General features: G+C 64.0%; 27 protein-coding genes. 9 read left to right on the forward strand and 18 right to left on the reverse strand.

Annotated features, from left to right (window positions below):
* Positions 1-104: 104 nt before the first annotated feature.
* A complete protein-coding gene (locus K3752_RS18755) occupies positions 105-722 on the forward strand; it encodes a TetR/AcrR family transcriptional regulator (protein WP_260066491.1) in 618 nt (205 codons plus the stop codon).
* A gap of 9 nt (positions 723-731) precedes the next feature.
* Here K3752_RS18755 and K3752_RS18760 read toward each other — a convergent pair whose 3' ends face one another.
* The 12 genes from K3752_RS18760 to K3752_RS18815 form a co-directional block, all read right to left on the reverse strand.
* Positions 732-1,571 carry a DMT family transporter gene (locus K3752_RS18760; RefSeq protein WP_260066492.1) on the reverse strand — a complete coding sequence of 280 codons (840 nt, stop codon included), beginning with the start codon at positions 1,569-1,571 and terminating at the stop codon, positions 732-734.
* 175 nt (positions 1,572-1,746) lie between these two features.
* The gene (gene ureG / locus K3752_RS18765; protein WP_170359481.1) at positions 1,747-2,382 is read right to left on the reverse strand and encodes an urease accessory protein UreG; all 636 of its coding nucleotides are present in this window, start codon (positions 2,380-2,382) and stop codon (positions 1,747-1,749) included.
* A complete protein-coding gene (locus K3752_RS18770; RefSeq protein ID WP_260066495.1) occupies positions 2,379-3,032 on the reverse strand; it encodes an urease accessory protein UreF in 654 nt (217 codons plus the stop codon). The genes ureG and K3752_RS18770 overlap by 4 nt, the downstream gene beginning before the upstream one ends.
* Positions 3,016-3,462 (reverse strand): urease accessory protein UreE, encoded by a 447-nt coding sequence (locus tag K3752_RS18775; protein WP_170509874.1) that lies wholly within the window; start codon positions 3,460-3,462, stop codon positions 3,016-3,018. The genes K3752_RS18770 and K3752_RS18775 overlap by 17 nt, the downstream gene beginning before the upstream one ends.
* A gap of 14 nt (positions 3,463-3,476) precedes the next feature.
* A complete protein-coding gene (gene ureC / locus K3752_RS18780; RefSeq protein ID WP_260066500.1) occupies positions 3,477-5,186 on the reverse strand; it encodes an urease subunit alpha in 1,710 nt (569 codons plus the stop codon).
* Positions 5,186-5,491, reverse strand: a complete 306-nt coding sequence (locus tag K3752_RS18785) for an urease subunit beta (protein ID WP_260066502.1) — start codon at positions 5,489-5,491, stop codon at positions 5,186-5,188. Before K3752_RS18785 ends, ureC begins: the two co-directional genes overlap by 1 nt.
* Positions 5,488-5,646 (reverse strand): hypothetical protein, encoded by a 159-nt coding sequence (locus K3752_RS18790; RefSeq protein WP_260066503.1) that lies wholly within the window; start codon positions 5,644-5,646, stop codon positions 5,488-5,490. The genes K3752_RS18785 and K3752_RS18790 overlap by 4 nt, the downstream gene beginning before the upstream one ends.
* Before the next feature lie 11 nt (positions 5,647-5,657).
* On the reverse strand, positions 5,658-5,960 hold the full coding sequence (locus K3752_RS18795; RefSeq protein WP_005976933.1) for an urease subunit gamma: 303 nt from the start codon (positions 5,958-5,960) through the stop codon (positions 5,658-5,660).
* Position 5,961: 1 nt separating this feature from the next.
* Positions 5,962-6,729, reverse strand: coding sequence for an urease accessory protein UreD (locus tag K3752_RS18800; RefSeq protein WP_260066507.1), 768 nt, complete (start codon positions 6,727-6,729; stop codon positions 5,962-5,964).
* A 311-nt stretch (positions 6,730-7,040) separates the two neighbouring features.
* Positions 7,041-9,020: a bifunctional 2',3'-cyclic-nucleotide 2'-phosphodiesterase/3'-nucleotidase gene (locus tag K3752_RS18805; RefSeq protein WP_409233624.1), complete on the reverse strand. Its 1,980-nt coding sequence runs from the start codon at positions 9,018-9,020 to the stop codon at positions 7,041-7,043.
* 219 nt (positions 9,021-9,239) lie between these two features.
* Positions 9,240-9,959, reverse strand: coding sequence for a glutathione S-transferase family protein (locus K3752_RS18810; RefSeq protein WP_170435745.1), 720 nt, complete (start codon positions 9,957-9,959; stop codon positions 9,240-9,242).
* Entirely contained in the window at positions 9,946-10,554 is a 609-nt protein-coding gene (locus K3752_RS18815; RefSeq protein ID WP_260066509.1) for an NAD(P)H-dependent oxidoreductase, read from the reverse strand. The genes K3752_RS18810 and K3752_RS18815 overlap by 14 nt, the downstream gene beginning before the upstream one ends.
* Positions 10,555-10,681: 127 nt before the next feature.
* On the opposite strand from K3752_RS18815, the gene K3752_RS18820 reads away from it, so the two are divergent.
* Positions 10,682-11,047, forward strand: coding sequence for a helix-turn-helix domain-containing protein (locus K3752_RS18820; protein ID WP_260066510.1), 366 nt, complete (start codon positions 10,682-10,684; stop codon positions 11,045-11,047).
* Positions 11,048-11,051: 4 nt separating this feature from the next.
* On the opposite strand, the gene K3752_RS18825 is transcribed toward K3752_RS18820, so the two are convergent.
* On the reverse strand, positions 11,052-12,065 hold the full coding sequence (locus tag K3752_RS18825) for a LacI family DNA-binding transcriptional regulator (RefSeq protein WP_260066512.1): 1,014 nt from the start codon (positions 12,063-12,065) through the stop codon (positions 11,052-11,054).
* Between the two features lie 246 nt (positions 12,066-12,311).
* Between K3752_RS18825 and K3752_RS18830 the strand changes: the two genes are divergently transcribed.
* The 6 genes from K3752_RS18830 (at position 12,312) to K3752_RS18855 (ending at position 18,185) form a co-directional block, all read left to right on the forward strand.
* The gene (locus tag K3752_RS18830) at positions 12,312-13,580 is read left to right on the forward strand and encodes an ABC transporter substrate-binding protein (RefSeq protein ID WP_260066514.1); all 1,269 of its coding nucleotides are present in this window, start codon (positions 12,312-12,314) and stop codon (positions 13,578-13,580) included.
* A gap of 106 nt (positions 13,581-13,686) precedes the next feature.
* Positions 13,687-14,532, forward strand: a complete 846-nt coding sequence (locus tag K3752_RS18835; RefSeq protein ID WP_170341551.1) for a carbohydrate ABC transporter permease — start codon at positions 13,687-13,689, stop codon at positions 14,530-14,532.
* Entirely contained in the window at positions 14,529-15,368 is an 840-nt protein-coding gene (locus tag K3752_RS18840; protein WP_170341552.1) for a carbohydrate ABC transporter permease, read from the forward strand. The genes K3752_RS18835 and K3752_RS18840 overlap by 4 nt, the downstream gene beginning before the upstream one ends.
* 21 nt (positions 15,369-15,389) lie before the next feature.
* The gene (locus tag K3752_RS18845) at positions 15,390-16,430 is read left to right on the forward strand and encodes an ABC transporter ATP-binding protein (protein WP_260066516.1); all 1,041 of its coding nucleotides are present in this window, start codon (positions 15,390-15,392) and stop codon (positions 16,428-16,430) included.
* Positions 16,431-16,440: 10 nt separating this feature from the next.
* Positions 16,441-17,718, forward strand: a complete 1,278-nt coding sequence (locus K3752_RS18850; RefSeq protein WP_260066517.1) for an amylo-alpha-1,6-glucosidase — start codon at positions 16,441-16,443, stop codon at positions 17,716-17,718.
* 44 nt (positions 17,719-17,762) lie between these two features.
* Positions 17,763-18,185: a GNAT family N-acetyltransferase gene (locus tag K3752_RS18855; RefSeq protein ID WP_260066519.1), complete on the forward strand. Its 423-nt coding sequence runs from the start codon at positions 17,763-17,765 to the stop codon at positions 18,183-18,185.
* A 17-nt stretch (positions 18,186-18,202) separates the two neighbouring features.
* Here the strand turns inward: K3752_RS18855 and K3752_RS18860 are convergent, their stop codons facing one another.
* Genes K3752_RS18860 through K3752_RS18875 form a run of 4 tightly spaced genes read right to left on the reverse strand, consistent with a single transcriptional unit; the run spans position 18,203 to position 22,363 of the window.
* Entirely contained in the window at positions 18,203-19,186 is a 984-nt protein-coding gene (locus K3752_RS18860; protein ID WP_260066520.1) for a glycosyltransferase family 4 protein, read from the reverse strand.
* A 14-nt stretch (positions 19,187-19,200) separates the two neighbouring features.
* Complete coding sequence (locus K3752_RS18865) at positions 19,201-20,187, reverse strand: glycosyltransferase family 2 protein (protein WP_260066521.1); 987 nt, start codon at positions 20,185-20,187, stop codon at positions 19,201-19,203.
* Between the two features lie 20 nt (positions 20,188-20,207).
* Positions 20,208-21,128, reverse strand: coding sequence for a glycosyltransferase family A protein (locus K3752_RS18870; protein WP_260066523.1), 921 nt, complete (start codon positions 21,126-21,128; stop codon positions 20,208-20,210).
* The gene (locus tag K3752_RS18875; protein WP_260066525.1) at positions 21,125-22,363 is read right to left on the reverse strand and encodes an oligosaccharide flippase family protein; all 1,239 of its coding nucleotides are present in this window, start codon (positions 22,361-22,363) and stop codon (positions 21,125-21,127) included. The genes K3752_RS18870 and K3752_RS18875 overlap by 4 nt, the downstream gene beginning before the upstream one ends.
* A gap of 195 nt (positions 22,364-22,558) precedes the next feature.
* On the opposite strand from K3752_RS18875, the gene K3752_RS18880 reads away from it, so the two are divergent.
* Entirely contained in the window at positions 22,559-23,788 is a 1,230-nt protein-coding gene (locus tag K3752_RS18880) for a polysaccharide biosynthesis/export family protein (RefSeq protein ID WP_260066527.1), read from the forward strand.
* Here K3752_RS18880 and K3752_RS18885 read toward each other — a convergent pair.
* Positions 23,778-26,336, reverse strand: coding sequence for a PAS domain-containing hybrid sensor histidine kinase/response regulator (locus K3752_RS18885; protein WP_260066529.1), 2,559 nt, complete (start codon positions 26,334-26,336; stop codon positions 23,778-23,780). The genes K3752_RS18880 and K3752_RS18885 overlap by 11 nt on opposite strands.
* Positions 26,337-26,396 lie beyond the last annotated feature (60 nt).

The following is a 26,396-nucleotide window of genomic DNA, read 5'->3' on the forward strand; positions in this document are numbered from 1 at the left end:
TCTAATCTACGCCGCGTAACGGAACTTTCAAGCCGAATTGAAAACCGTTGAAACTGAACTGACTGGTTTATAGATTTGTCGCAGCACCCAGCCAAGGAGACACCATGACCCAAGCCGCAACCATCGTGCGTACCGGACGGAAATTCGACCAGGTTCTGAACGGCGCCCGAGAGGTTTTCATGGCGGATGGGTTTGAAGGCGCCAGCGTCGATGACATCGCGCGTGCGGCGGGTGTGTCGAAGGCGACGCTCTACAGCTATTTCCCAGACAAACGACTTCTGTTCTCCGAAGTGGCGCAGACCGAGTGCTGCCGCATGGCCGAAAACGTGTTGTCCATGATCGACGAAACCAAGCCGGTGCGCGAGGCGTTGATGATCACCGCCACGCATCTGACCCGGTTTCTGGTTTCGGATTTTGCGCAACAGGTGTTCCGCATCTGCGTGGCCGAGCGTGACAGGTTCCCGGAACTGGGCAAGGCGTTCTACGAAGCCGGCCCCGCCAACGGTCAGCGCCAGATGGCCGAGTATCTGGAAAAAGCCGTGGCCAAAGGTGAGCTGGCGATCGACAACGTGCATTTTGCCGCCGAGCAGTTCTCGGAATTGTGCAAGGTGCGCCTGTGGACGCTGGCGGCGTTGGGGATCCAAACCCGGTTCTCGGATGAGGAAATCGACGAAGTGGCCACCAACGCCGTTGACATGTTCATGGCACGTTACGGCAGTTGACGGACTGGCTCAGCCCGAAAGTCCAACCAGCGCCACGCCCCCCGCCATCAGGATGGCGGCCCCCAGCCTGCGCATCCAATAGCCTTCGTGCAGAAATACGAACCCGATCAGGGCCGCAAAAATCACCGAGGTTTCCCGCAACGCCGAGACTGCCCCCAGCGGCGCGAAATTCTTGGCATAGAGCACCAGACCATAAGCCAGCATCGACACGAAACCGCCCAGGATGCCGATCGCCCAGGTGCGCGCCGGAAGCTGGGTCAGAGCCCGCCGCCGCCGAAGACCCACGAAGCCGGCGATGAACAGGTGCAGAAACGCCCCCCAAGCCCAGTAGCTGAGCGTGTTTCCAGACAGCCGCACCCCGATGCCGTCCACAACCGAATAGACCGAGATGCAAAGTCCGGTACCCACCGCAAACCCCAGCGCCGCGCCGCCGACGCCTTGCCGGAGCGAGTTCCAACTGCTGAGTTGGATGCCGACCGCGATCAGGCCGATGCCGATCCAGGCTTGCAGGGGCAGAACCTCATCCAGCAACAGATAGGCCCAAAGCGCCACCAACGCCGGAACGATGCCTCGGGCGATCGGGTAGACCACGCTGAGGTCGCCATGCTGATAGGCTTTGCCCAGCATGAAGTAATATCCGAAATGCACCACGGTGGACAAAAGGATGTAGACAAAGCTGTCGCCGCCTGGAAAAGGCAGGACAAGGATCATGACGCTGGCCGGGATCACATGCCCGAAGGCCACAAGGCCCAGCGTCGTCGTCCGGTCGCCCGCGGTTTTGACGATGGCGTTCCAGACGGCGTGCAGGATGGCAGCCGACAGAATGATCGCGACGACGAATGGGCTCACCGGCGGTCCTCAGGTGATGGGGCGGCCCCAAGAAGGATCGGCCCGGCTGCAACTTTCTCGCACCGGGCTATCGCAAGGACTGCGTCGGTGGTCGAGTCCGGTTACATCGGATTGCCTTGCAGGCGCAAGGTTCCAAAGTCTGGAACCGGAAACGCCCATAGTCGTGTTGTGGGTCTTACGCCGTTGCACGCCTTCCGGCGTCGATGCCGGCAATCTTGTCCAACAGATCGATGATTTCACTTGTTCCGCTGCCGCTCCGCAGGTTGGTGAATACGAAAGGACGATCGCCGCGCATCCGGGCCGCATCGCGCTGCATCACCGACAGGTCCGCTCCGACATGCGGGGCAAGATCGATCTTGTTGATGATCAGGATGTCCGACCGGGTGATCGCGGGGCCGCCCTTGCGGGGGATCTCTTCGCCCGCGGCCACGTCGATCACGTAGATCGTCACATCCGCCAGTTCCGGGCTGAAGGTGGCCGACAGGTTGTCACCGCCGGATTCGATCAGAACGATCTCGACCTCGGGGTGACGGCGTACCATCTCGGCCACGGCGGCCAGATTGATCGAGGCATCCTCTCGGATCGCCGTATGCGGGCAGCCTCCGGTTTCCACGCCGATCACCCGGTCCTGCGGCAGGATCTGCATGCGCATCAGCGCCTCGGCGTCTTCCTGGGTGTAGATGTCATTGGTGATCACCCCGATCGAGTGAGTATCGCGCAGCGCGCGGGCGAGGGCGGCGGTCAGGCTGGTCTTGCCCGCACCGACCGGGCCGCCGATTCCCACCCGCAGAGGGCCGTTCATGCTGCTCATGTGCGGAAGATCCTTGGTTGTTGGGTTTCATGTTGCATGGCCGCGATCTCGGCCAGAAAGGCAGTGCCGGACAGGGCCGACAGATCGGCCTCCACTGCCGCGTGCGCCTGAATTGCGCACAAGGGCGCCATGTCTCGGACCACCCCTTGCGCAGCGGTCTGGCCCAGGGGCATCAGCCGCTGCGCGGCCGAAACAAGATTGCTGATGAACGCATGCAGATACAGCCGCGCGGTCGGCTCCACCGGCAAATCGGCGTGGCGCGCGGCGCAGCCGACGGCAACGGGGTAGGTCAGATCCGCCAGTTCGATGCCCCAGACTGCAGCCGTCACACCGCAGAAGGCCGCGCCCTGTTGCGCGGTCTCGAACCTGCGCTCGAAGGGGCCGGCGAAGGCGCGGGCCATATCGTCAAGTTCGGCCATGGCCAGCTCGGATTTGGCGCGCCAAGCGGAGGTCAGAAACAGGGCATCCGACCATCCGGCACCGTGTTCCAGCACATCATGCAGCCAGTCTCGCAGGCTGGCCGCATCGTGCACCGCGCCCGATTGGACCAAGCGTTCCAGCCCATGCGAATAGGCAAACGCCCCGACCGGGTAGGCGGGTGACAGCCATTGCGTCAGCGTCAGCAGATCAAGGTCAGTGGCTGTGGCCATGCGTCCGTCCGTGCCCATAGGCGCCGCCTTCGGGGCTGAAGGGTGCGCGGATGTCTTGCACCGTCGCGCCAAGCTTCAGCAGCATGTCGCGGATCACATGGTCGCGGCGGATCACCAGCCGGTCCGGCTCGATCTGGCATGGGGTGTGACGGTTGCCGATATGCCAGGCCAGCCGGGTCAGATCGGGGCCAGTGACGGCGAACAGATCCTCTTCGGCGGCGACCACCTCGATCAGGCGGCCATCGGCCAGCTCGAACGCATCCCCCCCGTCCAGCGAGGTCGTCTGCGACAGATCCACCAGGAATTCTTCATTCTGGGCGGTGCGCAGCATCCGGCGGCGCAGAAAGCGGTCTTCGTAGTTCAGCGTCACGGTGCCATGGGTTTCGTCCCACTGACCGTTGCGGCGGATTTTCTGTGATGTGGCAAGCATCAGAGCGTCCCTTCTCAGAACAGGAAATAGCGTTGCGCCATGGGCAGTGTTTCGGCGGGCTGGCAGGTCAGCAATTCGCCGTCGGCGCGCACCTCGTAGGTTTCGGGGTTCACCTCGATCTCGGGCAGGGCATCGTTCAGCCGCAGATCACGCTTGCCGATCGCGCGGGTGTTGCGCACGGCAACGGTCTGCTTGGCCAGGCCCAGACGCGCGGCGATGCCGTCCTCTTGCGCGGCTTCCGACACGAAGGTCACCGCGCCCTGTTCGACCGAGCGGCCATAGGCCCCCCACATCGGCCGGGAATAGACCGGCTGAGGTGTGGGGATCGAGGCGTTCGGGTCGCCCATCTGCGCCATCGCGATGGTGCCGCCCAGCAGCACCATCTCGGGCTTCACGCCGAAAAAGGCGGGGTTCCACAGCACCAGATCGGCGCGTTTGCCCTCCTCGATGCTGCCGATATGGGTACCCAGCCCATGCGCGATGGCCGGGTTGATCGTGTATTTCGCGACATAGCGGCGCACGCGGAAATTGTCGTTTTCACCCGTTTCCTCCGGCAGGCGCCCGCGTTGTTTCTTCATCTTGTCGGCGGTCTGCCAGGTGCGGATCAGCACCTCGCCCACGCGGCCCATGGCCTGGCTGTCGGAGGCGATGATGCTGAAGGCGCCCATGTCGTGCAGAATGTCCTCGGCCGCGATGGTCTCGCGCCGGATGCGGCTTTCGGCAAAGGCCACGTCCTCGGGGATGGATTTGTCGAGGTGATGGCAGACCATCAGCATGTCCAGATGCTCTTCGACCGTGTTCACGGTGAAAGGGCGGGTCGGGTTGGTCGAGGAGGGCAGCACATGCGCCTCGCCGCAGATCTTGATGATGTCGGGCGCGTGGCCGCCGCCTGCGCCCTCGGTGTGGAAGGCGTGGATCGTGCGGCCTTTCATGGCGGCCACGGTGTTTTCGACAAAGCCGCTTTCGTTCAGCGTGTCGGTGTGGATCATCACCTGCACGTCCATATCGTCGGCCACCGACAGGCAGCAATCGATGGCCGCAGGGGTGGTGCCCCAGTCCTCGTGCAGTTTCAGGGCGCAGGCCCCGGCCCGGACCTGTTCGCGCAGGGCCGCCGGTTGCGATGCGTTGCCCTTGCCCGCAAAGGCCAGATTCATCGGAAAGGCATCCGCCGCCTGCAGCATGCGCCCTATGTGCCAGGGGCCGGGCGTGCAGGTGGTGGCCAAGGTGCCATGCGCCGGGCCGGTGCCGCCGCCCAGCATGGTGGTCAGGCCGGAATGCAGCGCATCCTCGATCTGTTGCGGGCAGATGAAATGGATGTGGCTGTCGAACCCGCCGGCAGTCAGGATGCGGCCCTCGCCGGCGATGGCCTCGGTGCCGGGGCCGACGATGATATCGACGCCGGGCTGCGTGTCGGGGTTGCCCGCCTTGCCGATCTTGGCGATGCGCCCGTCCTTGAGGCCCACATCCGCCTTGTAGATGCCCGTGTGGTCGATGATCAGCGCATTGGTGATCACGGTGTCCACCGCCCCTTCGGCGCGGGTGGCCTGAGACTGGCCCATGCCATCGCGGATCACCTTGCCGCCGCCGAACTTGACCTCTTCGCCATAGGTGGTCAGGTCGCGCTCGACCTCGATGATCAGGTCAGTATCGGCCAGCCGCACCTTGTCGCCCGTGGTGGGGCCGTACATGGCGGCATAGTCGGTACGTTTGATCCGGGCTGGCATCAGAGGTCTCCCATGACTGCGCCGTTGAACCCGAAGACGCGCCGCGCGCCGGCGATCGGGATCAGCTGCACCTCGCGCCTTTGGCCGGGCTCGAACCGCACGGCGGTTCCGGCGGCGATGTCCAGCCGCATGCCGTGGGCGGCGGCCCGGTCGAAGTCCAGCGCCGGGTTGGTTTCGGCGAAATGATAGTGCGAGCCCACCTGCACGGGGCGGTCACCAGTATTGGCCACCATCAGGGTGATTGCAGCCGCGCCTGCGTTCAGCTCGATCTCGCCGGGGGCGGTGATGACCTCTCCGGGGATCATTTGCGCGCCTTCAGCCAGATCGCGACGCCGCCGATCGCCAGCAGCAGGACCAGCGCCAGCCAGGTGCCCGAGTCATGCGGGTGCAGGTGCGGCCCGTCATGCGCCAGCGCGGGCGCGGCCATCAGGGCGAAGGGCAGGGAAGCCAGGTGTTTCATCGTCATCTCCTTCAGCGGATGGGGTTATGGACGGTGACCAGCTTGGTGCCGTCGGGGAACGTCGCCTCGACCTGCACCTCGTGGATCATCTCGGGGATGCCGTCCATGCACTGGTCGCGGGTGATGACCTGCGCGCCGGCCTCCATCATGTCGGCGACCGAGCGGCCGTCGCGGGCACCCTCGACCACGGCATCGGTGATCAGCGCGATGGCCTCGGGGTAATTCAGGCGCACGCCCCGGGCCAGGCGTTTGCGCGCCACCTCGGCGGCCATGGCGATCAGCAGTTTGTCTTTTTCACGCGGCGAGAGTTGCATGTCAGATCATCCAGGGTCTTGGCAGGGAGTTGCGGGTCAGCCGGTTCAGGATCGGCACAAGGGTCCGGCGCAGCGTGAAACCGTCGGGCGCCAGCAGGCGCATCAACAGCATGTCCTCACCCACAAGGCTGACGCCGCCGGTGTCAGGCAAGGCCGTGCGGATCGGGTCCAGATGCGCGGCGGCATCCGGACGGATCAGTATCAGGCTGCTGAGCGCGCCCGCGCCGTCGCCAACGCCGGGCCGGGCCATTTCCGCCGCCACATCACCGGTCAGACGCAGCGCGTCCAGATGGGCCAGCCGGCCCGCGCGCCAGATTTCGATGCGGTCTTGGAAGTGGGCCGATGTGACCTGCTCGCCCATTGCGGCGCGTCCGAAGATCAGCGATTCCACCAGCAGCAGGCCGGCATCGGGGGCCAGATCGACACGCAGGCGGCGGTCGATCGCGCAACCGTCGAACAGGATCGTTTCCTGCGGCAGCCAGTTCAACTGGCCGCCTGCCGCCACGGTCAGATGTGTCCGAATCCGGCCCGGGGTTGCTCCGGACGCGCGATAAGCCCGCTCGGCCGCCTGCGTGGTCAAGGTCAGATGTGCATCTGCCTGAACGCTGGCTGAAAGGTCAAAACTGTCTCCGCCGGTGACGCCGCCGGCGGTGTTGATCAGCACCGCCTGCATGTCCGCGCCATCACACCGAGGAAACAGCAGCTTCAGCGACCCCTGCTGGCGCAGGTCCCGCAACTCGGTTCGGCCCGCGCGGCCAACTACGGACACAACACCCCGCCCGACAGCACGGGGGGGCGTGGCGATCGCTTGCGCGGCAGTTATTGCGGACAAAGAGGTTATTGGAAGCTCCGAGCGAGAGGGTTGTCGTTTGCGAAAGCACCACAGCCTTTTCCTGGTGTCAGTGCAGCCCGGCAGAGGCAATTGGGCCAGAACACTCGTTCGCCCATTTCCTGGGCATTAATTCCCCTATCGCCTGAAAAACAAGCATCACGCCAATGCGCGTGATAATCCGGCCTTCGGCCACAAACCAAAAGAAAAGGGCGGCCAGATTGGCCGCCCGATCCGATGTCTGTCGCCAGTCAGAGCGTGATGCGGAAGGCCGCGAAACCGTCGGCCCCGTCGCCTGCATCTTCCAGCGCCAAACCTTTGACGTCGCTGATGTAATCGCGCGCCTTGGGACCGGTTTCGAACAGAACGGTGGTCTCGCCCAGCGGCGCGAAGGACCAGTTGCCGTCGGCCTTGGGGTCGATCGTGCCCTGTTCGACGATATAGCGCACGATCACGTCGCGGTTGGTGTCGGGGGCCTCGAACACGATGGTGTCGCCCATCGCCCCCGGGAACGATCCGCCGCCCGAAGCGCGGTAGTTGTTGGTGGCGATGATGAATTCCATGTCGTCGGTCACCGGGGCACCGTTGAACTGCAGGTTCACGATGCGCGCCGCGTCGGGGTTGATCTCTTCACCTTTCGGGCCAAAACGCGAGGGCTGCGACAGGTCGATCTGATAGGTCACACCGTCGATCACGTCGAAATTGTAGGACGGGAATTCGGGATTCAGCAGCAGCGCATCCCTGGCGCCCGGCTCGATCTGGTTGAACATCCCGGCCGAACGCTCCAGCCAGCCGCGCAACTGCGCGCCGTTCACCCGCACCGCGCGCACGGTGTTGGGATAGAGATACAGATCGGCCACGTTCTTGATCGCCACATCGCCCACCGGCACGTCGGTATAGTATTCCGGGCCACCCCGGCCACCGGCCTTGAACGGCGCCGCGGCCGACAGGATCGGCAGGCCCTCATGCTCGGTGCCTTTCAGCATCTCTTCGACATACCATTTCTGCGCGATAGACACGATCTGGACCGAAGGATCATCGGCCACCAGCGCGAAATAGCTGTGCAGCGGGGCCGAGGTCTTGCCCACCGCGCGGCGCACATAGGCCAGCGTTTCCTCGTGATCCTGCGCGACCGAGGCCAGCACCTTGGGGTTGTCCTCGACCAGCGCGGTGATCGAGCGGTCTTCGTTGCGTTTCGAGATCGGCCGCGCTTCGGAGGTGGTGGTGACCACGCGCCATTCGTTGCCGTCGCGTTCCAGCAGCAGGTCGAGCACGCCCAGATGCGACCCCCAGAACCCGCCCATGACGGCCGGCTTGCCCATCAGCGTGCCCTTGTCCACGTCAACGCCCGCACGGTCGGCGAAGGTGGGCGAGGGGAAGACCAGGTGGTTGTGCCCGGTCACCAGCGCGTCGATGCCATCGACCCCGGCCAGCGGGACCGAGGCGTTCTCCATCCCGTCCGAGTGTTCGGCCGCGCCGATGCCCGAATGCGACAGGGCGAGGATCAGATCGCAGCCCTGCTCTTTCATCTCGGGCACATAGGCCTTGGCGGTCTCGACGATGTCGCGGGCCTGCACGTTGCCTTCCAGGTGGCGGCGGTCCCAGTTCATGATCTGCGGCGGGGTAAAGCCGATGACGCCGATGCGGATCGGCTGCTTGCTGCCATCGCCCAGCTCGATCTCGCGGTCGAGGATGACATAGGGCTGCACCAGCGTCTTGTCCGCGCGCGGGTTGGCGCCCTGTTCCTTGGCGATATTGGCCAGCACGATCGGGAACTGCGCCCCGGCCAGCGATTTTTCCAGAAAGCTCAGGCCATAGTTGAACTCGTGGTTGCCCAGCGTCGCGGCATCATAGCCCAGTGTATTGAACGCGTTGATGATCGGGTGGGTGTCGCCGTCGTTCATGCCACGCTCGTAGGCGATGTAGTCGCCCATCGGGTTGCCCTGAAGAAAGTCGCCATTGTCGACCAGCATCGAGTTTGTAGCCTCGGCACGGATCTGGTTGATGATCGCGGCCGCGCGCGACAGGCCCACCGTATCGCGCGGCTTGTCGGCGTAGTAGTCATAGGGAAAGACGTGAACGTGAATGTCGGTCGTTTCCATGATCCGCAGATGCGCCTGATTGCTTGCGGCGGCGGCGGAAAACGGGTGCAGGGAAACCATGGCGACGCCGGCCGTGGTGGAGGCCAGGAATTGACGCCGCGACATCGCGAATTTGCTGGATAGGGTCATGAGGCACCTCTCGAAATAAATTGGTCGACGCATCATCTGAACGTTTATGACGACAATGATGTGACAGCGCGGCCCGAGGGGATCACCCAGCGCGCCGATGGTTCAGACTGACCGCTTTTGACACCCGAGTAAAGCGTCCTCCCGGCCATCGACCTGCGGGCGGTGCGGCGCCCAAGGTGCTGTGGTGCGGGCCCGGGCTAGGGAGCCCGGGCCGCGGCCTCAGTCCTTTTTCACGTCACCGGCAAACCGCGCGGCGTTCTCCCGCGCAAAGGCGCTGGCATCAGCCGAGGCATCCCAGAACTGGGGATTGGCCTTGGGAATGGTCAGCGCCTTCTGCACTGCGGGGCGGGCATCGATGCGGTCGAACCATGCGTTCAGATGCGGAAGGTCATCGACCTGAACCCGCGCCCAGACATAGGCCCGCGCCCAAGGGAACAGCATCATATCCGCGATCGTGTATTGCCCCGCCGCGATCCAGTCGCGCCCATTCAGACGATCATTCATCACCTCCATCAGGCGGCGGCTTTCGTCCACGTAGCGGCGGATCGAGAATGGTTCGGTATGGCCATTGGGGGCAGCAATGTGCTGGAAATACATGGCTTGGCCCATCATCGGACCCACATGCCCGACCTGGAACAGCATCCACTGCATCACCTCGGACTGCTGCATCGGATCTGAGGGCAGGAACTGACCGTATTTCTGCGCGAGGTGCCACAGGATTGCGCCGCTTTCGAAAATCGCGCGACCTTCGGCCCGGTCCTCGATCACCGGGATCTTGCCATTGGGGTTCAGCGACAAGAACGCGGGCGACTTTTGTTCCTGTTTGGAAAAGTCGATGGGCGTCAGGTCGTAGGGTACGCCTGCCTCTTCCAGGAAGATCACCGGTTTGTAGCCATTCATCGTGGCCGCGGTGTAGAGGTGAATGTCAGGCTGCGACATGCGCGATCTCCTCGAAATGCTGCTTCAAATGCGCGTCGAACCGCTTAAAATCCTGTTCGATCCGGGGGTTCTTCATCACGTCGAAGGCCGCGAAGGTGGGCAGAGGTTGCATCGCCAGAAACTTGGCGTTCAGGTGCATGGGCCACAGCAGGTCATCGACGCTGGCCCCTGCAAAGAACGGCTCGGCGGGGTTGTCGAACGCCTCGCGCGGAGCGTTGAAGGTGACCGACAGCATGTATTTCGTTCCGTGCAGCAGGCCACCGGTGCCGTAATTGGCCTTGGGCGCCTCGGCGGTCCGGCCGTCGCCGGCCAGCAACCGGCCGTCCATGCCCGCGGTATAGACCTCGTCAATGTATTTCTTGAACACCCACGGTACACCCATCCAGTTCACCGGAAACTGCATGATGACCACATCCGCCCAGACATGGGCGTCGATCTCGGTATTGATGTCGTATCCTTCGGCAACCGTGGTCACCCGCACCTCGTGGCCCATACCGGTCAGCGCGTCATGTGCACGTTCGACCAGCGACGCATTCAGGCGGCCAGGTGCGAATTCATAAGGCTGCGTACCATTCACGATCAGGATCTTGCTCATGTCATATCCTTGGTTTTGAAACTGCTTGCCCCTTGACTTCGACCGGGGTGAAACCGAACTTGAGAACGGCAGTGATGAATTGCAACCAGTTTACTTTTTGTAACCTGCTACTGGACTGGAGACGGCTATGCGTGCCCGTATCGAACAGGACGGCCAAGGCAAGCGGCAAGCAGTGGATGCGTGCCGCGAACCATGCCCCATTGAACGCGGCATGCGGATCATCGGCGGCAAGTGGACCGGTTCGATCCTATGGCACCTCAAGGATGGGCCGGTGCGATTCAATGACTTGGCCCGGATGATCGGTGGCGCCAGCAAAAAGATGATCGCCGAACGCTTGCGCCAATTGGAGCAACAGGGCCTGGTGCACCGCCAAGTGCTCGAAACCTCACCGGTTTCGGTGCAGTACTCCGTGACCGACCGTGGACGCACCGCGCTGGGTTTTCTGGACGAGCTGCGGAAGTGGAGTGAGACTTTGCCGGATACGCGCGCCTGACTCGTCAGCGGTCCTTCTGCAGCGGCCCCGTGGTTTCCCGTGCGATGAGCCGGGCTGAAACTTCGGACACGATTACCGGCATGTCAGGGTCTTTTATCCTGTCCAGCAGAGTACGTGCGAGCTTGCGGCCCAACCGCTTTGGCGAAACCGCCATGGTACTGAGCGCGGGAATTGCGACCGAGGCATCCTCGGTATCGTCAAATCCAACAATCGAAACATCCCGCCCCGGCTGCAACCCAGCCCGCATCAGGCCGAAACACGCCCCCAGGGCGACCATGTCGCCATTGCAGACCACCGCCGTGACCTCAGGATGGGCGTCGTGCAATTTCAGCATCTCCTGCATACCCGCACGCTTGGTGTCAGGTGAGGGCCAGATGATCGGCGGCCCCAAAGACAAGTCCTGCAGCGTACGCTCATACCCGGCTATGCGCTGCTTTCGAACGGGGTTCATGCCGATGCCGCCGAAGAATGCGATGTGCCTGTGCCCCAGTTCCGCCAGGTGATTGGTCGCGGTCGCGGTCGCTTCGGCATTTCTGATGCCCACATGATCAAAATCAGGGCTGACATGGCGCAGAAAGGTCACCGTGGGCAAACCATGCGTGCGCAAGAGTTGAAGGGTTTCCGCCGTGGTCTCCAGTGCGGGAACCCACAGCAGGCCGCCGCGCCCGTTACGGATGAAATCCCGCAGTTGCCTGCCCTGACGGTCCGCGTCGTCGCGCGTGTCCAGGATCGAAACCAAATACCCCTCGGCCTCCAGCAACTCGACCGCGCCGCTGACCACTTCGGCGTTGAACGGGTTTGCAAACTGGTTCAGAACGAACCCGATTTCCCGGTTCTCGCCCGACCGCATAGACGCCGCGCGCGAGTCCGTGACATAGTGCAGGTCCTCGGCCGCCTGCAGCACTTTCTTGCGGGTCTGCTCGGAAATCCGGCCAGTGCCGCGCATCACCTGACTGACCGTCGGAATCGAGACTCCGGCGGCTTTGGCGACACTGGCGAGGGTGGGTTTGGCAGCCATTTCTCGAACTTCTGATATATCGTTGCATCATCAAAATGCCCAACCCGCAGGGGTATTGCAACGAGCAATTCCTACTATTTTCTGAAGTTCAGACCAACCAATTGGAAAATATTCGTTGACGTAAGATATATCGTTATACCATGCTAATGGCATCGCCTAGGGTGAGTCGTCGCACGACAAGCGCAGCAAACCGACCCCACCGGGCAGAACGGGCAAAAGGCCCAATCGAAACTCTGGGAGGAGTCCATGTCAATTCAATCCAAGCTGGTCGGTGCCGCATCCGGCCTTGTTCTGGCCCTAGTCACAAACGTGGCGCAGGCCGAGGTTCTGTTCTGGTCGACGCAGGCCAAGCCGGTCGAAGAGGCGCAGGCCATGCGCGAACAGGTTCTTTCAGGCTTCGAGGGTGGCGTGGACTACCAGCCCAATGACGGCGGCCCCTGGCTGACGCGTCTGCAAGCCGAATTGCAGGCCGGCTCGGGCACGATCGGCGTTCTGGGCGCGCTGCATGGCGACTTCTCGGCCATGAACCCCGACGATCTGGTCGACCTGGATGATCTGGGCATCGCCTCGGCCTCGGACACGTTCAACGAACTGGCGACGCTGGGAGCAGGCAGCTTGCAATACATTCCCTGGATGCAGGCCAGCTATATCATGGCGGCCAACAAAGAGGCGCTGCAGTACTTGCCCGAAGGTGCCGACATCAATGCGCTGACCTATGACCAGCTGATCGAATGGGCCGCCAACGCACATGAGGCTGCGGGCGAGCCGAAATTCGGCTTCCCGGCCGGGCCCAAGGGCCTGAAGCACCGCTTCTTCCAGGGCTATCTGTATCCGTCCTATACGAACGGCGTGGTGCGTACCTTTGCCAGCGACGATGCCGTGACCGCGTGGGAAAAATTCCGCGAGCTGTGGACGCATACCAACCCGGCCTCGACCAATTTCTCGTTCATGCAGGAACAGCTGTTGTCGGGCGACGCCTGGATCGTGTTCGACCACACCTCGCGTCTGGCGCAGGCCTTCAACGAGCGGCCTGATGACTTCGTGGCCTTCCCGGCCCCGGCGGGCCCGACCGGGCGCGGCTTCATGCCGGTTCTGGCTGGTGTAGCGATCCCCAAAACCGCACCGGACATGGAAGCGTCCAAAGCTCTGGTTGCCTACATGATGAAGCCGGAAACCCAGATCGCCACGTTGCGTGCCACCAACTTCTTCCCGGTCGTCGCCGTTGACCTGCCCGCCGACCTGCCGCCGGCTGTCAAGGCCGCAGGCGACGCGGTCGCCAAGATGAGTGGCTCGGCTGATGCCAACCCCGGGCTGCTGCCCGCGGGACTGGGCGACAAGGGCGGTGACTTCAACCGTGTTTATACCGATGCGTTCGAGCGGATCGTACTGGGCGGTCAGGACATCCGTACCGTGCTGGACGATCAGAAAGGGGCGTTGGAGGCGATCATGCAGGAGACCGGCGCGCCCTGCTGGGCTCCGGATGCACCCTCGGACGGTCCGTGCCCTGTCGAATAAGGGTCTGACCTGATCCCGACACAGGGCCTGATGCAGGCCCGGTGTCCCCCCCCCCGAACTCTCTGCCCGAAACCACCGGAACTTCCGCAAGGAAAGGAGCGATCTGATGAACGCTCGTGTGTTGCCCTATGTGCTGATCCTGCCCGTGACGGCGTTTCTGTGCCTGTTCTTTCTGTATCCTTTCGTCCTGGTCGCCAAGCAGGCTTTCAACACCGGCGACGGATTCACGCTGGACAATTTCCGGCAGGTGGTCGGGTACTGGAAATTCCCGATCTCGCTGCAGAATACGCTGCTGCTGGCGGCGGCGGTGGTTCCGGTGCAACTGGCGCTGGCGCTGCTGATGGCCACGATGGTCAACAAGATGCAGCGCGGACGCGACCTGGTGCTGTATGTCTGGACCATCCCGCTGGGTATCTCGGATCTGGCCGCAGGCATCATCTGGCTGGCGATCTTCGAACAGTCGGGTTTCCTGAACTCCATGCTTTCCGGGCTGGGCGTGGTGGACCGGCCGGTGAATTTCCTCAGCTATCAGCACCCCGGCGTGGTGTTCCTGGCCATCGCCCTGGCCGAGATCTGGCGCGCTACGGCGATCATGCTGGTAATTCTGGTGGCCGGGATCGGCCTGATCCCCAAGGAATACTACGAGGCGGCCGAGGTCTTTGGCGCCTCACCCTGGAAACGCTTCACCCGCATCACGCTTCCGCTGCTGCGCCCGTCGCTGCAGACGGCACTGGTGCTGCGCGTGATCCTGGCCTTCGAGGTCTTCGCCGTGGTGCTGGCCCTGGGTGGCACTCTGTTCCCCGTCCTCATGAGCGAAACCTACGCCTATCAATTCGACCTGCTTGACAGCGGCGCGGCGGCGGCAATGGCGCTGATCATCCTCGCCATCTCGATCGGGTTCACCCTGATCATCCTGCGCGCCCTGCGTGTCCCGAAAGGAGCCACGATATGACGACCGTCACGACCGATGTCGCCGCGCCCGATACGCGCCGGGCCGGACGATATGTCTACATCGCCGCGGTGGTGCTGCTGTGCGCCTGGGTGCTGGTGCCGCTGTATTTCCTGTTGATCAACACCTTGTCTTCGCCGGAAACGGTGAACAGCTTTCCCAAGCCCTTCATCCCCGAATTCGACCTGGGGAGCCTAGGGTTCTTTGCAGGCTTCGCGGGGATCCTGACCGCGCTGAAGAACTCGATTCTGGTGGCGGGGCTGACGATGATCATGTCGATCCTGATCGGCGCGCCGGCGGGCTATGCCCTGTCGCGGTTCGACTTTCGCGGGAAAGAGGCGTTCCGCCTGCTGATCCTGCTGACCCGGGCCTTTCCGCTGCCACTGCTGGCGCTGCCCTTGGCGGTGATGTTCATCCAGACCGGGCTGGATGACACGGTATTCGGCCTGTCGCTGGTGCACACCACGCTGGCGATCCCGTTCGCAGTGCTGATCACGTTCTCGCTGTTTTCCGGCATCCCGCTGGAACTGGAAGAGGCCGCCTGGACGCTGGGCTGCACCCGGCTGACCGCCTTCACCAAGGTGGTGCTGCCGCTGATCCTGCCGGGGATCACGGCTTCGGCCATCTTCGCCTTCGTGATCTCGTGGAACGAGGTGTTCGCCGCCGCCGTTCTGACGATCGAGAACCGGACCCTGACGGCCTTTTTGCTGCAGAACCTCGACACCTCGCCGCTGCATCTGAAATTCGCGGGCGGTTTCATCCTGGTCGTGCCGGCGCTGATCTTCATCTTCGCCGTGCGCAAATACCTGTTCGCCATGTGGGGCATCGCCAACCGCTGACAGCCCCAAGGAGTTGGAATAATGGCAGAAATTCAAATCAAGAATGTCGCGAAACGCTTTGGCAGCTACCAGGCGCTGCACGACATCAACCTGACCATCCAGGACCAGGAATTCATGGTTCTGCTGGGGGCCTCGGGCTGCGGCAAGACCACGCTGCTGCGGATCATCGCCGGGCTGGAGACCGCGACCGAGGGCGAGGTCTGGATCGGCGGGCGCCGGGTGGATCACCTGCCGCCCAAGGATCGGGGCATCGCCATGGTGTTCCAGAACTATGCCGTATTCCCGCATCTGACCGTGTTCGAAAACATCGGGTTCGGCCTGCGGATGCAGAAACTGCCCAATGACGAGGTCAAGCGCCGGGTCGAGCGCACGGCGGGTCTGATGCATATCGACCAGCTGCTGGGGCGCTATTCGGGCGAGCTGTCCGGCGGTCAGCGCCAGCGCGTCGCCGTGGCCCGCGCCCTGGCGATGGAGCCCGACGTGATCCTGATGGACGAGCCCCTGTCGAACCTGGACGCGCTGCTGCGGATGGAGATGCGGGCCGAGCTCAAAGGCGTTCTGGCCGAAAGCAACACCACCGCCATCTATGTCACCCACGACCAGGTCGAAGCCATGAGCATGGCCGACCGGATCAGCGTGATGCATCAGGGCAAGATCGTTCAGGCGGCCTCGCCGATCGAGGTCTACCGCAACCCGGCGGCCGAGTTCGTGGCCGGATTCATCGGCAATCCGCCGATGAACTTCCTGCCCGCCACCCCGTCCGGAGACGGCAAATGGACCGTCGCGGGCCAGATCCTCGACGGGCCTTCCCGGACCACGCCGCTGCATTTCGCCATCCGCCCCGAGGATCTGCGCCCGGCCGATAAGGGCCTCGCCGCCACGGTCAAGGTGGTTGAACCCTTGGGCGCGCATCTGCTTGTCACCTGCAGCGTGGATGGTGCCTTGTTCCGCGCGGTTCTGGACAGCGATCTGACCGTCCGCCGCGGCGACACCCTGACCCTGGCCCCGCAGCCCGACCGGGTGCGCTGGTTCGACCCCGAAACAACGCTGGCCGTGGCCTGAGGAGCGCGCAATGAAACAGGATCTGATCGAACAGGCCCGCGCCGTTCTGGCCCGAAACGACCGGGGCGACTACACGGTGCCCACCCACGGCCTCTATCCGTTCCAGTGGAACTGGGACAGCGCGCTCAGCGCCCTTGGGTTCTCGCATTTCGACGAGGCCCGCGCCTGGCGCGAGATCGAGACCTTGTTTCGGCATCAGTGGGATGACGGCATGGTGCCGCATATCATCTTCCACGAGATGAATGACGGCTATTTCCCGGGGCCGGATGTCTGGGCCACGAGCCGCGCGGTTCCCACCTCGGGCATCACGCAGCCAGCGGTGGCCGGGTTCGCCGTGCGCCGGATCCATGGGCGGGCGAAGAACCGGGCGCTGGCCGATGCTCAGGCCCGCAACCTGCTGCCCAAGATCCATGCTTGGCACCAATGGTTCTATACCAACCGCGACCCGCAGGGCACCGGTCTGGTCGCCATCATCCACCCGTGGGAATCGGGGCGCGACAACTCGGTCGATTGGGACGCGGCGCTGGCCCGTGTCCCGACCGAGGGCGTGGCCCCGTTCCAGCGTCGCGACGTAGCCCATGCCAACCCGGCCCACAGGCCGACCGATGAAGAATACCGCCGCTATATCTGGCTGGTGCAACATTTCCGCGACCTTGGCTGGGACAATTCCAGGCTGCATGACGCCTCGCCGTTCCGGGTCGTCGATCCGGGGTTCAACGCGATCCTAATCCGCTCGTGCCTCGACCTTGCCGCGCTGGCCGACGACTTGGGCGAAGCCGAGATCGCCAGCGCCTCACGCGCCTTTGCGCAGGCGGGCATCGCGGCTATGGACGCCCTGTGGAGCGAGACCCGCGGGCAATATCTGTGCTTTGACCGGGCCACTGGGAAGTTGATCGACAGCCCCTCGATCGGCGGCTTGTTGGCGGCGTTCTGTCCCGTCCCCGAGCACCGCGCGCAGACCATCGCCCAACGGTTGGACGCCATCGGTGCCGCAGTCCCGTTTTTGGTACCCAGCCACGACCCAGCGGCCCCCGAATTCGACGGACTGAGGTACTGGCGCGGGCCGGTCTGGCTGATCGTGAACTACATGATCGCCGATGGGCTGAAACGCGCGGGCCAGACCCGGATAGTGCAGCGGATCGTCGACGACAGCCTGCGCCTGATCGAACAAAGCGGCTTTGCCGAGTATTACGACCCGGTCACTGCCGAACCCTGCGGCGGCAGCAGCTTTACCTGGACGGCCGCGATGGTGATCGAGATCCTGAACGCGGAAACCACCCCGGCATGAGCGGCGCGGCACCGGTCCCCGCCCGATGGATACAGGCCTGACCGATGGCGAGCCCATCCATTGTTTCCGCCTCCGGTCAGTCGGACTGGGTCGAGCAAGCCCTTCTTGCGGAATTGCGGGCTACCGCACCGCAAGGGGTCAATGCCAGCATCACGCTGATTGCGCAGGACGGCGCGGGCCGGGTGGGCGGCCTGCATGGCGCCACCTCCTATGGGTGGCTGCTGATCAAGACCTTATGGATCGATCCGGCCCATCGACGCCGCGGTTTGGGCCGGCGGTTGCTGGACCACGCCTTTGCCGAGGCGCGCCGGCGTGGGTGTCATTCTGCGTGGCTGGACACATCCAACCCGGCCGCCGCGCGGTTCTATCAGGCTTTGGGCTTCGAGCCCTTTGGTCACCTGGCCAACACGCCCACGCAGAGCCCGCCCGGACATTGCCGCTGGTTCTTGTGGCGCCCCTTGCCGTAGCCGTGGCCACGCCACCCTCACAACCGTTTGGCCGGATCGAACACCTGCTGCCACCGCTGTGCATAGCGGGATCTGTCAGCCTTGGGCGCAAGGACGGGAACCACCGGCGGCGTACCTGCCAAAACCGCCTCGATCGATTTGCGCCACGCCTTGGGATCGGACCCGCACGGGATCACGCCGCTTGCCCCGATCCGGTCGCGCAGACCGTCGACCATGCTGACGATAACCGGACGCCGCGCCGCGCGCGCCTCATCCGCCACCAACCCGTAGGCCTCCCACCGCGAGGGCATCGCCACCACGTCCACGGCCCGATAGGCTTCGGCCGGGTCGTCGGCGTGGCCCCGAAACTCGATCCGCCGGTCACCTGCGGCCAAGGCTGCAAGGCGGTCGCGCTGGCTGCCTTCGCCAAAGATCACAAGCCGTGCATCGGGGTTGGGGCACATGCGAAATCCTTCGATCAGCAGATCGAAGCCTTTCTGCGGCTCGAGCCGTCCGATCGCACCGATGACCCGGGCCGCCTCGACCGGCCCGGCTGCGCGCGCAACTGCGCTCAGGTCAACCTGCGGCGAGATCACGCTCAGCTTGGATGCGGGCGCCAACCGACGTTCGGCCATCCAGCCGGCCTGGGCCTTGCTGACGGCGATAACCTGATCGAACAACGAATAGGTCACGCGCAGCATCGCAAAGAACCGCCGCTTGTGCGGCACGTTCAAGGCGGTGAATGACCGGGTATAGCTGTGTTCGACATGAACCAGCCGCGTGGTGGGATGCATCGCCCGCAAGGCCGAGAAGGCCGGCAGGCAACGCCAGCCGGGGGCGATGTGGCACACGATGACATCGGCGTCGAAATTGCCCCAGCTGAAGGCGGTCCGCTTGACCGGGCGAACCTCTTGGTGGACTTCGTCGGCCAGTTCGGGCAGCTGCGAAAGATGGTCGAGCATACGCATGACTCCGCCGGCCGTGGTGTCATCAACAAGGTGAAGAACGGTGATCTTGGACATTTGGAAACCTCGGTTCAGATGGAAGTCTGGCGGCGCATGAGGCGGCCGGCTTGAACAACAGACGCCGGCCCGACCGCGCGCAGGGCTGCGGCCGCGATGATGGTGGTCAGCGTTTTGGCGGGTTCTTCGATCAGGGGCCGGGCGCTGGTTGAAATCGACCGCTGCGCAAGCTCCCAAGCCTTGTGCGCATCCAGATTGCTGACCGCGCGGCGGGCAAGATAACGCAGCTGGTAGGCGCGCGTCGCCGCCTCGTGCCGGGCAAAGAATTCGGGGTTCAGCGGACGTAGCTTGTCAACCATCCGCTCCCACGCCTGCAACTGCCGGTCCAAGGCCGCCGACAGGCCGGTCGCATGGATCCGGTAGCGGGTCAGCAACCCCGGCACGCCTGCGATTTGCCAATCCGTCGTCAACATCAGCCGCAGCCAGCATTCGATGTCCTCGGACTGGCGAAAGGTCTCGTCAAAGACCCAGTCGCGCTTGGTCTCGAACGCCGGACGGTAGGCCAGATCCAGCAAGGCCGATTTGCGCATCACCGCTGCCGACCCATTGCCGATCGGGTTGCGTTTCAGGACATGCGCCGCCGTCACGTCCCGCAGGCGCGGCGACTGACGGACGCGCATCAGCCGACCACCCTCGTCGATCATGGCACTGCCGGAATAGCTGATCGCAAGGTCGGGTTCGGCCTGCAGGTGACGCACATGGGTGGCCAGCTTTTCGGGCAGCCACAAGTCGTCGGCGTCGCAGAAGCCGACGAACTCTCCCCGAGCGGCCGCGATGCCGGTATTGCGCGCCCCGGCGAGGCCGCGGTTTTCCTGCCGGATCACCCGCACTTTGGGGTCGATAGCATTGGCGCGGGCAATGGCGGGGGTTTCGTCCTGCGAGCCGTCATCCACGATGATGATTTCGAAATCATCGTGGGTCTGCGACAGAAGCGAAGCCAGAGTCTCGGTCAGGGTCGCGGCGGTGTTGTAGGCGGGAACGATGATGGATGCCTGGGGCATTTTGGGTCTCCTGGTTGGGATCAGCGGGCAAACAGCGCCTGACGGATCGGACGGGGCAGGGCCGGGGCCAGTGCCGCGCCAAGTGCAGTGGGCACACCGCGCCGGATTGGGTTGAGAAAGCTGCGCGCGCTCAGCGCCAGACCGGCGCGGGCATAGGCGCGGGCCATCGACGGTTCCGCCCCCAGACGCAGTGCGCGCCGGGCCAAATACCGCATGTAGATCGCCTCGGACGCGGGCGACGGCGCAACGCCATAGCGGGCCGCCGTTGCAACCGCCCGTGCGCGCCCGGCCCGCATCGCCTCGAGGTCCGAAGACAGACCGCTGCCGCTGGTCCGGTACCAGACCTGCAGGCGGTCAACCCCGATGATCACGTGGCCTTCGCCTGCCAAGCGGATCAGCAGCTCGAGATCTTCGTTGTGGACCGCAGCCGGGTTCAGCCCGCCGACAGCAGCGAACACCAGGCGGCGCACTGCAAGGTTCGACATCGTGCACACCGCGTTTTCCGCCAGCAGGTCAGGAATGGTCAGGGGATCGGTGGGAACCGTTGAGCGCGTCGGACAATCGCCGAGGGTTTCGGAAAAGAACCCGATCTGGCCAAAGGCCGCATCAATGCTGGTATCTGCAAACAACCGGTCCAGTTGGGCCAGCTTGTCGGTGACCCACAGGTCATCCGCGTCGCAGAACGCGAGGATGTCGCCGGTGGCCACAGTTGCACCATGGTTGCGCGCAGAGCTGGGGCCGCGATTGGGGTTGACCTCAACCCGCACCCGGGCGTCGCGCGCGCAAAATTGCCGGACAACTTCGGTCGTCTGGCGCGAGGGCTTGTCGCCCACGCAGATGAGTTCGAAATCCGCAAAGCTCTGCCCCAGCAGGCTATTCAGGGTGGCGGCAATGGTTGCCGCGTCATTGTGGAAGGGAACGATGATGGAAAACCGGGTCATTGGGCGCGCGCCTCCTGAGTGATTGCAGAACCCCGCGGCAGCAGCGCCCAGGATGCGGCCAGCATGATGGCGCTGCAGGTGCAGACGTACCCGACGGCGACGGGCATCAGGCCGAGCGGCGCCATCAGGGCGGTATTCGCGATCAGTGCCGCGGCCAGAACCGTGCTGACCCGCAATTCGGTGACGGGGCGGTTTTCCGACCGCAGCCACCCGGCGACCGCCGACCAGATCACCGTCGGCAGGGCTGCAAGGCACAGAACCGATACCACCGGGGCGATCTCGGCCCAGCCCTGTCCCAGCAGCAGCGGCACATAGACCGGGGCCAGCGCCGCCTGCAGCAAAACCAGCGGCGTCAGGATCAGCAGAGACAGGCCCAGCCCGTGGCGCAGCGCCCCATGCTTGTCCTCGGCCGCGCACAGATGCGGGAATAGAACGACCGAGAAGGCTTGCGTGAACGAAGTCGCCAGCCCAAGCCCCGCATTGAAAGCCATGAAATAGATGCCAAGCGCCTCTGCGCCCATCATCGCGCCCACCACCAGCTTGTCTGCCTGCAGGCGCAGAACCTTGACCAGTTCGACGCCCAGAACGGCCCAGCCGTAGACCACGAAAGGTTTCAAGGCTGCAAACCCGGCCTGACGATCAGGCGACCACCGACGCAGGCGGCGCATCAGCACCAGCCAGACAGGTGCAGTCAGCAGGCGCGGAAGGACCAGCGCCAGGGGCGAAGCCCAGACCACCGCCAGCAGCGCCGTCAGGGTGTTGGCCCCCACGACTTGCCCGCCGGCGATCGCGGCGGTCTGCTGCAGCTTGCCCTCGCGCATTGCCAGTGCGGCCTGAACCAGGCCCGCCGGCATGAACAGGTATTCCCCGGCCAGCACCGCCAGCAGCATCGCCAGCATGGTGTGGCCCATGATGAACAGCGCCGCCGCGACCGCCAGTTGCAGCAGGCACAGCCCCGCGCACCAGACCCAGAAGATGCGGTGCGCCGTGTTGCACCGCCGCGCCAGCTCCTCGGACGGAGCCTGAATGATACGCTGGTTCACCCCATTCTCGGTCAGCGCCTTGAGGATGTCGCCCGCCGCCAGAGCTGCTGCGGCCAGACCGATCGCTTCGGGGCTGAGGGTACGGGCAACGGCCACCACGACGACCAGGCGCGACGCCTTGGCCGCCACTTCGGAGGCGGTGTAGGCCAAAAGATGCTGTAGGAACCCTGATCGTGCAAAGCTGTGCGTCATGACGCCGTTATCCCGAAAAACAGTTGTTGGTTCTGTTGTACGGGTGGCCAGGGTCTGTGTCCCGGACGCGGTCGGACGGGGCAGGGGACCGTTCGGAGAGGGACCTATCCGAATGGGACAAACCGCCATCCCGATGCCGGACTGACGCAGGGCGCGCGGCGCGGTTTATCTTCTGTGACAGATCAGGAGATGAAAATGACCATGAATTTCAAGACCTTCCTTATTACGGCCGTCAGCACCTCAACCCTGCTGGGGTGCAGCAGCATGCAGACCCCGCGCAACATCGAAGCCGTATCGCGCGGCGAAAGTTATCAGGCGCAATATCGCGAACCCGGTCGTCGGCGGGGCGATACGCAATTGCTGCAGGCCGCCGCGATGAACGGCCAGACCTGCATGCCGCAGGCCGGCGATCACGGCGCAAATACCTATGCGAAATGGTCGCAACCGGCGCTCAGCCCCTTGCTGGGCGAGAAACTGTCGCGCAACGACATGGTCCAGATCACCATCGAAGGGGACGACCTGCTGAGCGACGCTTATGTCGTCTCACGTGACGGAGACCTCAAGCTGCCCTACCTGCCGCCCGTGCGCGCCCAGGGCCGCACCACCGAGCAGGTCGAACAAGAGGTGGCCCGCGTTCTGGTTGCGGCCCAGTTCTATGACATCGAACCCCGCGTGACCGTACGGGTCAGCGATTTCGCCTCGGTGACAGTAGGTGTGCGCGGCGCGGTGTTCGAGCCGCACTCGGTCGAGATCGGCGGAGTTCCGGGGGACTCCCTTGACCGTCGGCGCCAGGGCGCACTGGGGGCCTCGACCGAGGGGCGCAACCTGTCGGTGGCGCTGCGGGCCGCGGGCGGGGTGCGGCCGGATGCCGATCTGCCAGCGGTCGAACTGCACCGCCAGGGGCGCATCTATCGCATGGATCTGCGCGGCGTGTTCGAAGGATCGGACCCGACCGACATCATGCTGCTGACCGGCGACCAGATCGTGGTCAACAGCCGCGGCTGCTTCCAGGACGCGCTGATGCGCCCCAGCCCGATCAGCCCGCCCGGCGTGACGCTATACATGTCGAACCTGACCCAACCCGCTGCGGGCAATGCCGAATCCGCCATCGGGCGCGACGTGCGTGAAGTGCCTTATGGCACCCGTTTCCTGCAGGCCGTGGTCGACAGCAACTGCGTCGGCGGGTCGAAGACGACAAACGCCAACCGCAGCGCGGTGTTGTTCACGCGCAATCCCGTGACCGGATCCTCGGTCGTGATCGAGCGCAATATCGAAAAGCTGCTGCGGCGCGGAGACCGCGACGACTTCGATCCCTATGTTCTGCCAGGTGATGCCGTAGCCTGTTACGACAGCAAGGTCACCGGAGTGACCGAAATCGCCCGGTCGCTGGGCATCGTCGGGGCCGCCGCACTGCTTATCCCTTAATCGCACCGGGGGCGGGCAGGGCAGCCTTTGCCCGCTCCCAAATCTCGGGCAAACCGCTCAACAGCTCGGCGACTTTCTGACGGTCTGCGGATTTAGCGGCCATCTCGATCGCAATCAGCGCATCGCGGAACCCCATCGCACCAAAGGTCGCCGCGCTTCCCGCCAGCCTGTGACACTCCTGCGCGACCTGGTCCAGATCGGCTTCACCCCCGTCCAGTCCGGCAAGCTGAGCGACAACGGCATCCCCTTCGGACAGGTACTTGCCAAGCAACCGGTCAAAGACTTCGGCGCCGAGGCTGGCGCGCAGCTCTCCGATATGATCCGTTTCGTCCTCGGACCGGGTCGAAGCTCCGGGGCCGGTGACCACCGACAAGACCTTGCGCAAGGCATCTAGGGCAATCGGCTTGCCGACAAAGGCTGTCATACCGGCGGCGCGGAACGCGTCGACCGCATCAGGCAGCACGTTGGCCGAAACGGCAATTATCGGTATCTCCGCCGAAGGCCCGCCCCCGCTGCGGATGTGGCGCGTGGCCGTCGGGCCGTCCATGACCGGCATGCTGATATCCATCAGGATAACGTCGAACCGATGCGCAGCCGCCGCGTCCACGCCCAGTTGGCCGTTCTCGGCAACCGTCACCCGGTGACCGTCCAGTTTCAGCATGTTGCAAATTACCTCGCGGTTGATCTCGTTGTCTTCGACCACCAGCACGTCCAACGGCTGGGCGTGCTGAACCTCTGGCTGGTCGCTGTCAAGGTTGGCGTCCAATTCCGCGTCCTGCAGCGGCAGACGAACCCAGAATACACTGCCCTCGCCGGGTGTGCTTTCAACGCCGATCTCGCCGCCCATGGCCCGAGCAAACCGACGTGCGATGCCCAGGCCCAGACCGGTGCCGCCGGCGGCCCGACCGATGCTTGGATCGCTGGTGTGAAAATCGTCAAAGATGACGTCGACCTCATCAGGGCCGATACCGATACCCGTGTCGATGATGCGGAATTCAAAGATGTTGACGCCGGCCGTTGGGCCAGGCTCGGTTACTTCGACCTCGATCGAGATCCGGCCGTTTTCGGTGAACTTGATGGCATTGCCCACAAGGTTCAGAAGAATCTGCCGTAACCTTTGGGCATCGGCGGCGACGCAGGGGCGCGCATCGCCCACCCATTGCCACGAGATGGAGTTCCCGCGCGAGGCAGCGTTGCCGCTTTGACCGTCCACAATCTCTTGCAGGATGTCGTTCAGGTTCGAGGGCTGCAACGCCACCGACAGTTTCCCGGCCTCGAACCGGGCGATGTCCAGAACGGTGTCGACGTGGCTCAGGAGGATCTGGCCCGAGATTTCCATGTTCTCGACAAACCGTGCCTGTTCCCGGGTCGTGCGGGTGTTTTTCAACAGCGTGAGGTTGCCCAGCAGCCCGTTCAGCGGCGTGCGGATCTCGTGGCTCATCACGGTCAGGAAATCGGCCTTGGCCTTTTCGCCGGCAAGGGCCTGGTCGCGGGCATGGATCAGTTCCTGCTGCGCCGCCGCCTGCTGCGAGATGTCGCGGACAAAGCCGATGACGATTTCCTGATCGCCCGCCCGGGCCGACTGCAGCGCCAGTTCGACCGGGAACTGCTCGCCATCCGCGCGCATCGCCTCCAACTGGACACGGCCTTTGCCGACGACATGACGTTCTCCACCAGACTGCATGCGCACCATGCCGGCGCGATGTGCCTCACGCAGATGCGGCGGCACGATCAGGTCACCGATCGAGCGCCCCCGAGCCTGATCCGCCGCATAGCCGAATATTGCCTCGGCAGCTGGGTTGAACTCGATCACATCGCCCTTGGCATCGACCACGATCACCCCGTCCAACGAGGTGGAGAGGATCGTGTTCATCCGTTCATTCGCCTGCCGCAGGGCCCGGCCGCGGCGCGTGGCGCGCCGGTTGACCACCAGAAGATAGGCGCTGACGGCGCCCAGGGTCAGAAGCAAGGCCCCCGACAGAATCGCCAATCGCAGCAGGTTTGCCGCGGTCTGGGTGCGCTGCTGGTCTGACTCGGTGGCAAAATACGAGATGCCGGAAACGGCCAACGTGCGGACATGCGGACCGATCTCAAGGGCCGCGCGTTTCAGATCGTCCAGTTGTTCGGACAGCTCGGCATCCGGCGCGTCGATCAAGGGGATTGCGGCGTTCAGGTGCCGGGTCACCCGCTCCAACGGCAGGCGGAACCGGTCATCCTGGCGCAACGGCTGGAACACACGGGATTGGGCCAGCGTATCGACACGGCTGTAAAACAGATCGAACCGCCGGCGCACCAGATCCAACGTGCCATTTTGCGCGTCCTGCGCCGCCGACGCGGTTTCCAGAGCGTTCAGGTAGGACAGATAGTCGACCTCGACCTGCGACAGCGTCCATTGGACATTGTCCGAAGGCGCCGCTCGCCGATCGTTGAAATCGGTAAACACCTGCGCCGACAACCACGCCACCGCGACCAGACCCAACAAAACGCCGAAGCCGATGAGCCCGAAGACCCATCGGCGGCGCAAAACCTGCGTATCGGTATCGCTCAATCCGAGCCTCATCGATTGTTCACTGCGCTTTACTCATTACTGCACTCATTCCGGTTGCAA

This window comes from Ruegeria sp. B32 (genome assembly GCF_025141855.1).
GTDB lineage: Bacteria > Pseudomonadota > Alphaproteobacteria > Rhodobacterales > Rhodobacteraceae > Ruegeria > Ruegeria arenilitoris.

Coding starts and splice junctions, on each gene's coding strand:
- K3752_RS18755 (WP_260066491.1), top strand. CDS start 105: ATGACCCAAGCCGCAACCATCGTGCGTACCGGACGGAAATTCGACCAG.
- ureG (WP_170359481.1), bottom strand. CDS start 2,382: ATGAGCAGCATGAACGGCCCTCTGCGGGTGGGAATCGGCGGCCCGGTC.
- K3752_RS18770 (WP_260066495.1), bottom strand. CDS start 3,032: ATGGCCACAGCCACTGACCTTGATCTGCTGACGCTGACGCAATGGCTG.
- K3752_RS18775 (WP_170509874.1), bottom strand. CDS start 3,462: ATGCTTGCCACATCACAGAAAATCCGCCGCAACGGTCAGTGGGACGAA.
- ureC (WP_260066500.1), bottom strand. CDS start 5,186: ATGCCAGCCCGGATCAAACGTACCGACTATGCCGCCATGTACGGCCCC.
- K3752_RS18785 (WP_260066502.1), bottom strand. CDS start 5,491: ATGATCCCCGGAGAGGTCATCACCGCCCCCGGCGAGATCGAGCTGAAC.
- K3752_RS18790 (WP_260066503.1), bottom strand. CDS start 5,646: ATGAAACACCTGGCTTCCCTGCCCTTCGCCCTGATGGCCGCGCCCGCG.
- K3752_RS18795 (WP_005976933.1), bottom strand. CDS start 5,960: ATGCAACTCTCGCCGCGTGAAAAAGACAAACTGCTGATCGCCATGGCC.
- K3752_RS18805 (WP_409233624.1), bottom strand. CDS start 9,020: ATGACCCTATCCAGCAAATTCGCGATGTCGCGGCGTCAATTCCTGGCC.
- K3752_RS18810 (WP_170435745.1), bottom strand. CDS start 9,959: ATGTCGCAGCCTGACATTCACCTCTACACCGCGGCCACGATGAATGGC.
- K3752_RS18815 (WP_260066509.1), bottom strand. CDS start 10,554: ATGAGCAAGATCCTGATCGTGAATGGTACGCAGCCTTATGAATTCGCA.
- K3752_RS18820 (WP_260066510.1), top strand. CDS start 10,682: ATGCGTGCCCGTATCGAACAGGACGGCCAAGGCAAGCGGCAAGCAGTG.
- K3752_RS18825 (WP_260066512.1), bottom strand. CDS start 12,065: ATGGCTGCCAAACCCACCCTCGCCAGTGTCGCCAAAGCCGCCGGAGTC.
- K3752_RS18830 (WP_260066514.1), top strand. CDS start 12,312: ATGTCAATTCAATCCAAGCTGGTCGGTGCCGCATCCGGCCTTGTTCTG.
- K3752_RS18835 (WP_170341551.1), top strand. CDS start 13,687: ATGAACGCTCGTGTGTTGCCCTATGTGCTGATCCTGCCCGTGACGGCG.
- K3752_RS18840 (WP_170341552.1), top strand. CDS start 14,529: ATGACGACCGTCACGACCGATGTCGCCGCGCCCGATACGCGCCGGGCC.
- K3752_RS18845 (WP_260066516.1), top strand. CDS start 15,390: ATGGCAGAAATTCAAATCAAGAATGTCGCGAAACGCTTTGGCAGCTAC.
- K3752_RS18850 (WP_260066517.1), top strand. CDS start 16,441: ATGAAACAGGATCTGATCGAACAGGCCCGCGCCGTTCTGGCCCGAAAC.
- K3752_RS18855 (WP_260066519.1), top strand. CDS start 17,763: ATGGCGAGCCCATCCATTGTTTCCGCCTCCGGTCAGTCGGACTGGGTC.
- K3752_RS18860 (WP_260066520.1), bottom strand. CDS start 19,186: ATGTCCAAGATCACCGTTCTTCACCTTGTTGATGACACCACGGCCGGC.
- K3752_RS18865 (WP_260066521.1), bottom strand. CDS start 20,187: ATGCCCCAGGCATCCATCATCGTTCCCGCCTACAACACCGCCGCGACC.
- K3752_RS18870 (WP_260066523.1), bottom strand. CDS start 21,128: ATGACCCGGTTTTCCATCATCGTTCCCTTCCACAATGACGCGGCAACC.
- K3752_RS18875 (WP_260066525.1), bottom strand. CDS start 22,363: ATGACGCACAGCTTTGCACGATCAGGGTTCCTACAGCATCTTTTGGCC.
- K3752_RS18880 (WP_260066527.1), top strand. CDS start 22,559: ATGACCATGAATTTCAAGACCTTCCTTATTACGGCCGTCAGCACCTCA.